Here is a 6,869-nt window from a genome sequence, read left to right on the forward strand (position 1 = left end):
TCCCCCTCAAGGGGGGAGATTGATGGCTGCGGCGCGGTGCGCAGCACTTTCGCCCAGATCGCGGCACTTCTCGCGCCCAATTTCCGCCCCGACGCATTGTCTCTTGCGCACAAGCCCCCATATCCCATCCGAATGCCGGAGACGCCCGGCCAGAATGGGGACTTGCATTGGATTTTCTTTATATCGCGCTTGGCCTGGTCGGGCTTTACTTCGGGGCGGAATGGCTGGTTTCAGGCGCGGTTGCGACCGCGCGGCGGATGGGGATCTCGCCGCTGGTGGCCTCGCTGGTGATCGTCGGCTTCGGCACCTCGCTGCCGGAGCTTCTGGTTTCCGTCCGCGCGGCGCTCACCGGCGCGCCGGGCATCGCGCTCGGCAATGTGGTCGGCTCCAACATCGCCAATATCCTGCTGATCGTCGGCGCCGCGGCGGTGATCTTCCCGATTTCCGGCTGGGACAGGAATGTGCGCCGCGATGCCATCGCCATGACGAGCGCCTCCGTCTTCCTGCTGTTTCTGGTGCAATATGATGTGATCGGGCGGGTGGCGGGCCTCGTGCTTTTGGCGCTGCTCGCGCTGTTCCTCTTCCGAACCTACCGCTTCGCCGTCGCCTCGGAAACGAAGCCGGAGCTGCCGGCGGACGGCGCGATGCCGGTCTGGAAGATGACGGTGCTGATCGTCGCGGGGCTCGTCCTGCTGATGGTCGGCGCGGAACTGCTGATCCGCGGCGCGACCGAGCTTGCCGCCCATTACGGCGTTTCGGACGCGGTGGTGGGGCTGACGGTCGTCGCGCTCGGCACCAGCCTGCCGGAGCTCGCCACCGCCGTCGTTGCCGCCACGAAACGCCATTCCGATGTCGCGATCGGCAATGTCACCGGCTCCTGCATCTTCAACGTGCTGTGCATCATCGGCGCCACCGCCGTGATCGCGCCGCTGCCCGTGCCGGAGGGCTTCGCCACATTCGACGTGCCGGTGATGCTGGCCGCGACGGTGTTCTTCGCCCTGATGCTATTCTTCGCCCCGAAATTCCTCCGGGCGACGGGGGCTGCGATGCTGGCGGCCTATGCGGCGTATATCTGGGCGCTGGTATAGGTCTCGCGCGGGGATATTGTCAAACTGGACTAAAATAGTCATATTAAAGCGATGAACAAAAGACCAGAACCGAAGCGCTTTGAGGTCATCTCAACGGCGCAAATCACCCCGAACATGCACCGCGTCACCCTTGGCGGGCCGGCCATGGCAGAGTTTCCCCTTCAGCAGGACGGCGGCTATGTGAAGCTGATGCTGCCCGGCCCGGATGAAAAGCCGCTTGTGCGCACCTACACGATCCGCCGCCAGACCGCCGACGCCCTCGACATCGATTTCGCGCTCCACGGCGATCACGGCGGCGGCGGACCGGCCGTGTCATGGGCGCAGACCGTAAAGCCCGGCGAGACGATTACCGTCGGCGGACCGGGGCCGGCCAAGCCGCTTGCGCCCGGCGCCGACTGGTATCTCGTCCTCGGCGACATGACCGCGCTCCCCGCCATCGCCGTCAATCTGGAGGCGCTGCCCGCCGATGCCGTCGGCGACGCGGTGATCGAGATCCAGAGCGAAGCGGACCGCCAGGACCTCCCCCACCCCGATGGCGTCACCCTGCACTGGCTCATCAACCCCGAACCCGGCCATCACCCGCAAAAATTCGAAACCTTCGTCCGCGCGCTCCCCTGGCGAAACGGCCGCGTCTACGGCTGGTGCGCCGCCGAATTCGAAACCATGCGCCGTGTGCGGGCGTATCTCAGGCAGGACCGCGGCCTCGGGCCAGACCAACTTTATATCTCCAGCTACTGGAAACAGGGGCTTGGTGAGGATCAGCATCGGGTGGTGAAGCGGGCTGATGCGGAGACGGTGGCGGGTTGAGAGAAGCCGCTCTGACGCGAGCTTTGCAGGGATCGTCAGTATCGCAAGGCAATGATATGTCCTCTTTGGGAGAGGCTTGGTCGTGATGCTCGCATAAAATCAATGTCTGTTCCGTTGCCAGAGATGGCACAACCGGGGCCGTCAGCGGAATGGCTGCTCGTAGAGTGGGACAATGAATTAGCCGCCATCATCGACAAATTCTTCTGTTGAAACATCCGGCCCAGGTCTGCCTCTCAATGTCGCACTCTAAACTCACGGATACGGCGTTCAGGCTCTCACTAGCGGCACAGGCTTCGTCCCTTCAGGTGTGCTATCGGTATTGAAAGCCAGTTTTGGGGGCTTCCCAAATGGCCGTGACCTATCAAAGCATCGTCTGTTGCTTGCAGGTATTATACAAAGATATCCCTTGCGACTCAGCACGGCTCGCTGGTCTCGTCAAAACCTGTTGAGGAACTGACAATCAGGATCGTGAAATTCGCTTGAAGGTGGTATATTCTTCTTAGAATCGTGTTCTTATTATGAACTTTACTCTCAACAATGAAGCGTCGGTTTAATATATATGGGCGGATACATTTTAAAAAAGATGGCATTTATGAGAATAAGCAGAATTTTAATTATGAAAAATATTCAGTATAATGCTAAATTTGGAATATGGTCAAGTATACCTTTGGCTGTTATTAGCATTTTTGTTTTTTCATTTTGCTATATAATACCGTTATGGTTTTTTGATAGTTTTTTTGACAACGAAAATTATATATATTTTGGTATCGTAATTGGATTTTTTCTATCGTTTCCCTTTTTTTCAGTTTTCTGGGCTTCGGCTAATATGGCCAACGAAGATTGGCAGAATTTGTTTGGCCTACATCACATTCGCAAACGCTCAAGACACTGTGTTCGAGATGAAATCGCTCGACTTGTTGGTCTGGATGACGGGGTATCGAAATAAAAAGCAGAACGCATGTAGTGAACCGCCCAGATTTTCTGGAGACCGCCGGTGCCCGAGTTTTGCGCCGTTCGAACACGACGCGCGACAACATAAAAATTTGGCGATCAGTTTTTGTATTCGTCTGCTTTCAAGACCTGTTCGGGGCCCCTTTAACAACCAAAATGGGGCGCGCAAAGCTGCCTCCCCTCCACCATCAGCCCCCACCCCTTGCATTCCGCCCGAAAATCCGTATAAGCCGCTCATCCAAAGGTCCGGTCTTCAGGCTGGTGGCTGAACGGAGGGCTGTTTTCGCTGAGGCGGAAATGCCTGGCGCGGTAAAAGCGCCTGCCTCCCGTGTCGCCGCTCTCGACCGTCTCGTCTAACGCTTTTCTTGCCGGGGTTTCCCCTCAGGAGCAGTCGTTGAGGCTTAGCCGCCGAAGTCCGGGTCCTGGAAACGCAAGAAAGGCAAGATATCAATGGCACTTTACGAACACGTGTTCCTGGCCCGCCAGGACATCACGGCCCAGCAGGTTGACGCCATCGTCGAACAGTACAAGGGACTGATCGAGGAAAACGGCGGCAAGGTCGGCCGTATCGAAAACTGGGGCCTGAAGTCCCTCACCTACCGCATCAAGAAGAACCGCAAGGCGCATTACGCGCTGATGGACATCGATGCGCCGGCTGCCGCGATCCACGAGATGGAACGCCAGATGCGCATCAATGAAGACATCCTGCGCTACATGACCATCAAGGTCGAGGAGCACGAGGAAGGCCCGTCGGCGATGATGCAGAAGCGCGACCGCGACGACCGTCCCCGCCGTGACGGCGGACGCGAAGGCGGCCGTGACAACCGTGGCGGCGACCGCGATCGCGGGGACCGTGGCGGCGACCGCGGCGAACGCCGCCCGCGCTTCTAATCGCGTTTACGAGATAAAGGATCAAGAAAATGGTAGCCATCGCTTCTATCCCGACGCGTCGCCCGTTCAACCGCCGTCGCAAGACCTGCCCGTTCTCCGGCGCCAACGCTCCGAAGATCGACTACAAGGACGTGCGTCTGCTGCAGCGTTACATTTCCGAACGCGGCAAGATCGTGCCTTCGCGCATCACCGCCGTCAGCCAGAAGAAGCAGCGTGAACTGGCCCGCGCCATCAAGCGCGCCCGCTTCCTCGGCCTTCTGCCCTACGTCGTTTCGTAAGGTTCAGGCTTTAAGGTTTTGGCGGGCGGGGTCCGCTTCAATGCTCCCCGCCCGCCACATGCTCCGTGTCATCCTCGGGCTTGACCCGAGGATCCAGGCGGGTTTGGCATGGATGCTCGGGTCAAGCCCGAGCATGACGCATGAGAGGGAGGCGGGCTTTGCCGGAAATCCGGCAAGGGTTCACCCCTCTCTGTCGCTTTCGCGACATCTCCCCCTCAAGGGGGGAGATTGAACGGAAGGCGGCGAAACTGGAGGGCAACCTCCAAGACGGCTCCGGCGCGGTGGGCGCGCAGCAGCCGAAAAACTGAACCCAGGTTGGGAAACGAGGCTTTCCCTAACTGCTTGAACGGCAGGACAGCGAGATGAAGACGCTTAACGCAAGAACATTGCTGATCGGTGCGCTTTCCGGCGTGGCAGCCTTTGCGCTCGCCTATGCCGCCGGCGTGACCGTGCTGTTTTCGACGCTGCTTGCCGCCGCCTCCGCCCTTCCCATCCTGATTGCCGGCCTCGGCTATGGGCTCGTGCCCGCGATCGTCGGCATCGTGGTTGCCGGCGCACTGGGTCTCGCGCTCGCCTCGCCCTTCTTCGCGCTCTATACGCTCGCCGTCACGCTGATCCCCGCCGGCTGGCTCAGCCATCTCGGCAATCTCGCCCGCCCGGCCACCGAGATCGGCGGCCCGGAAGGCCAGATGGCCTGGTACCCGCTCGCCGACATCATGATGCATCTCTGCGCCGCCGTCACGCTGGCGCTGATCGTCGTCGGCGCGGTCGCGGGCTACGGCCCGGAGACCACCGGCCAGATCATCGACGCCTTCGCCGCGGCGCTGACCGCCGAAAACCCCGAACTGGCCGGCGACGCGGCGGTGATCGCGCAATTCAAGAGCATGTTCACCCTGCTGCTGCCGATGGTGCAGGGCGCGACCTCGGTGATCCTGCTGTTCGTCGCCTTCCATTTCGCCAGCCGCATCGCCATCGCATCCGGGCTTTCCAACCGTCCGCGCGAGGATGTGGCCGTAGCGCTGCGCATGAACACGAATGCGATCTTCGTGTTTCTGGCGGCCCTCGTCGCGACCTTCTTCGGCGGCACGATCGGACTGATCGGGGCTGCCTGCCTCGGCGCCTTTGGCGGCGGGTTCCTGCTTGCCGGCCTTGCCCGCATGCATCTTGCCGCCCGCGGCAAGAGCTGGGCCGTGCCGGTGATCATTCTCTCCTACCTCTCGCTGATCTTCACCTTCCCGGCCCTGGTATTCATCACCATGGGCCTTCTCGACACGCGTCGGGCGATCGCTCTTTCACCGGGCGCGCCCACCAAAAATGATGATGATGAAAGGAATGAACCATGGACGTAATCCTGCTTGAACGCATCGCCAAGCTTGGCCAGATGGGCGAAACCGTAAAGGTTCGCGATGGCTATGCGCGTAATTACCTGCTGCCGACCGGCCGTGCGCTGCGCGCCAACGCCGCCAACAAGGCCCGTTTCGAGGCCGAGCGCGCGGTGCTTGAAGCCCGCAACCTCGAGCGCAAGAACGAAGCCCAGAAGGTTGCCGACGTGCTGGAAGGCAAGTCCTTCATCGCCGTGCGCGCCGCCGGCGAAACCGGCCAGCTCTACGGTTCGGTTGCAGCCCGCGACGTCGTTGAAATCCTCGCCGCGGAAGGCTTCAATGTCGGCCGCAACCAGGTCGTGCTCCACACGCCGATCAAGACCGTCGGCCTGCACAATGTCGAACTGCACCTGCACGCCGAAGTCGAGATCACCATCGAGCTGAACGTCGCCCGCACCAAGGAAGAAGCCGAGCGCCAGGCCAAGGGTGAAGACCTCACCTCCGCCGACGCGATCTACGGCGTCGACGAGGACGCGCTGCGCCCCGAAGACTTCTTCAACCCGGATGCCGATTACGATCTGGACGATGAAACCGAAGAAGCCCCGGAAGCTTCCGAGGAAGCCGGCGAAGACGAAGACAAGTAAGGCATTTGGCCTTGCCGCTTGGCTCGCCCCACACTTGGGGCGTCACCCTCGGGCTTGACCCGAGGGTCCAGGCCGCGTTTTCCGTGTGGCCTGGATGCTCGGGTCAAGCCCGAGCATGACACGCTGATGGGCGGTCCAGTGAGAATACCGACCCGGTCTTGCGAAAGGCCGGGTTTTTCGTTTTCCGGCCTGCGGGTGTATCATTTTCGTCGATTGCCGACGACGAATCATGTCAAGGCTGCGGCGCTGAAAGACGACGTTTATTTTCATGACCTGTGAATTGGTGTTGAGAACCACGTCGGGCCTTCAACTCCGCCTTCATTCGTCTATGCTTGGGTCACCCAACCTCCGGAAAGTCACCATGAACGATCTTGCGCCATCCTTCCAAGCCGCCGCACCGCAACGCGAAGCGCCGAACAATCTGGAAGTCGAGCAGGCGCTTCTGGGCGCGATCCTGGTCAACAACTCGGCCTTCTACCGGGTTTCGGACTTTCTGAAGCCCGAGCATTTCTACGAGCCGCTCCACCGCAAGATCTACGAGCTCGCCGGCGATACGATCCGCATGGACAAGATCGCCAACACGATCACGCTCAAGACCCACCTGCCGGCAAACGTCAAGGTCGGCGACCTGACGGTGGCGCAATATCTGGCGCGCCTTGCGGCGGAAGCCGTGACCATCATCAATGCCGAGGATTACGGCCGCACGATCTACGATCTGGCGATCCGCCGCCAGTTGATCGAGATCGGCGAGGACGTGGTCAACACCGCCTATGACGCGCCGATCGACATGCCGCCGTCCGAACAGATCGAGGAGACCGAGCGCAAGCTGTTCGCGCTCGCCGAGACCGGCCGCTACGAGGGCGGGTTCCAGACCTTCGAGAACGCCGT

General features: G+C 60.6%; 7 protein-coding genes. All 7 read left to right on the plus strand.

Features of this window, described 5'->3' with window-relative positions; translation table 11 throughout:
* Positions 1–167: 167 nt before the first annotated feature.
* A complete protein-coding gene (locus B4E36_RS12415) occupies positions 168–1,088 on the plus strand; it encodes a calcium/sodium antiporter (RefSeq protein WP_292057436.1) in 921 nt (306 codons plus the stop codon).
* A 51-nt stretch (positions 1,089–1,139) separates the two neighbouring features.
* Positions 1,140–1,895, plus strand: coding sequence for a siderophore-interacting protein (locus tag B4E36_RS12420; protein WP_292057437.1), 756 nt, complete (start codon positions 1,140–1,142; stop codon positions 1,893–1,895).
* Between the two features lie 1,401 nt (positions 1,896–3,296).
* A complete protein-coding gene (rpsF, locus tag B4E36_RS12425) occupies positions 3,297–3,737 on the plus strand; it encodes a 30S ribosomal protein S6 (RefSeq protein WP_292057438.1) in 441 nt (146 codons plus the stop codon).
* Between the two features lie 29 nt (positions 3,738–3,766).
* Complete coding sequence (gene rpsR / locus B4E36_RS12430) at positions 3,767–4,015, plus strand: 30S ribosomal protein S18 (RefSeq protein WP_018062978.1); 249 nt, start codon at positions 3,767–3,769, stop codon at positions 4,013–4,015.
* Between the two features lie 362 nt (positions 4,016–4,377).
* Positions 4,378–5,364 carry a DUF2232 domain-containing protein gene (locus B4E36_RS12435; protein WP_345900405.1) on the plus strand — a complete coding sequence of 329 codons (987 nt, stop codon included), beginning with the start codon at positions 4,378–4,380 and terminating at the stop codon, positions 5,362–5,364.
* Positions 5,355–5,981, plus strand: a complete 627-nt coding sequence (rplI, locus tag B4E36_RS12440) for a 50S ribosomal protein L9 (protein ID WP_292057444.1) — start codon at positions 5,355–5,357, stop codon at positions 5,979–5,981. The genes B4E36_RS12435 and rplI overlap by 10 nt, the downstream gene beginning before the upstream one ends.
* A 361-nt stretch (positions 5,982–6,342) precedes the next feature.
* Positions 6,343–6,869 (plus strand): DnaB-like helicase N-terminal domain-containing protein (locus B4E36_RS12445; RefSeq protein WP_345900406.1); only part of this gene is annotated, 527 nt, incomplete at its 3' end.

This window comes from Martelella sp. UBA3392 (assembly GCF_002358775.1).
GTDB classification, from domain to species: Bacteria; Pseudomonadota; Alphaproteobacteria; order Rhizobiales; family Rhizobiaceae; genus Martelella; species Martelella mediterranea.

Excerpts from the sequence above, each read along its gene's own strand:
- B4E36_RS12420 (WP_292057437.1), top strand. The coding sequence starts at position 1,140 with ATGAACAAAAGACCAGAACCGAAGCGCTTTGAGGTCATCTCAACGGCG.
- rpsF (WP_292057438.1), top strand. The coding sequence starts at position 3,297 with ATGGCACTTTACGAACACGTGTTCCTGGCCCGCCAGGACATCACGGCC.
- rpsR (WP_018062978.1), top strand. The coding sequence starts at position 3,767 with ATGGTAGCCATCGCTTCTATCCCGACGCGTCGCCCGTTCAACCGCCGT.
- B4E36_RS12435 (WP_345900405.1), top strand. The coding sequence starts at position 4,378 with ATGAAGACGCTTAACGCAAGAACATTGCTGATCGGTGCGCTTTCCGGC.
- rplI (WP_292057444.1), top strand. The coding sequence starts at position 5,355 with ATGGACGTAATCCTGCTTGAACGCATCGCCAAGCTTGGCCAGATGGGC.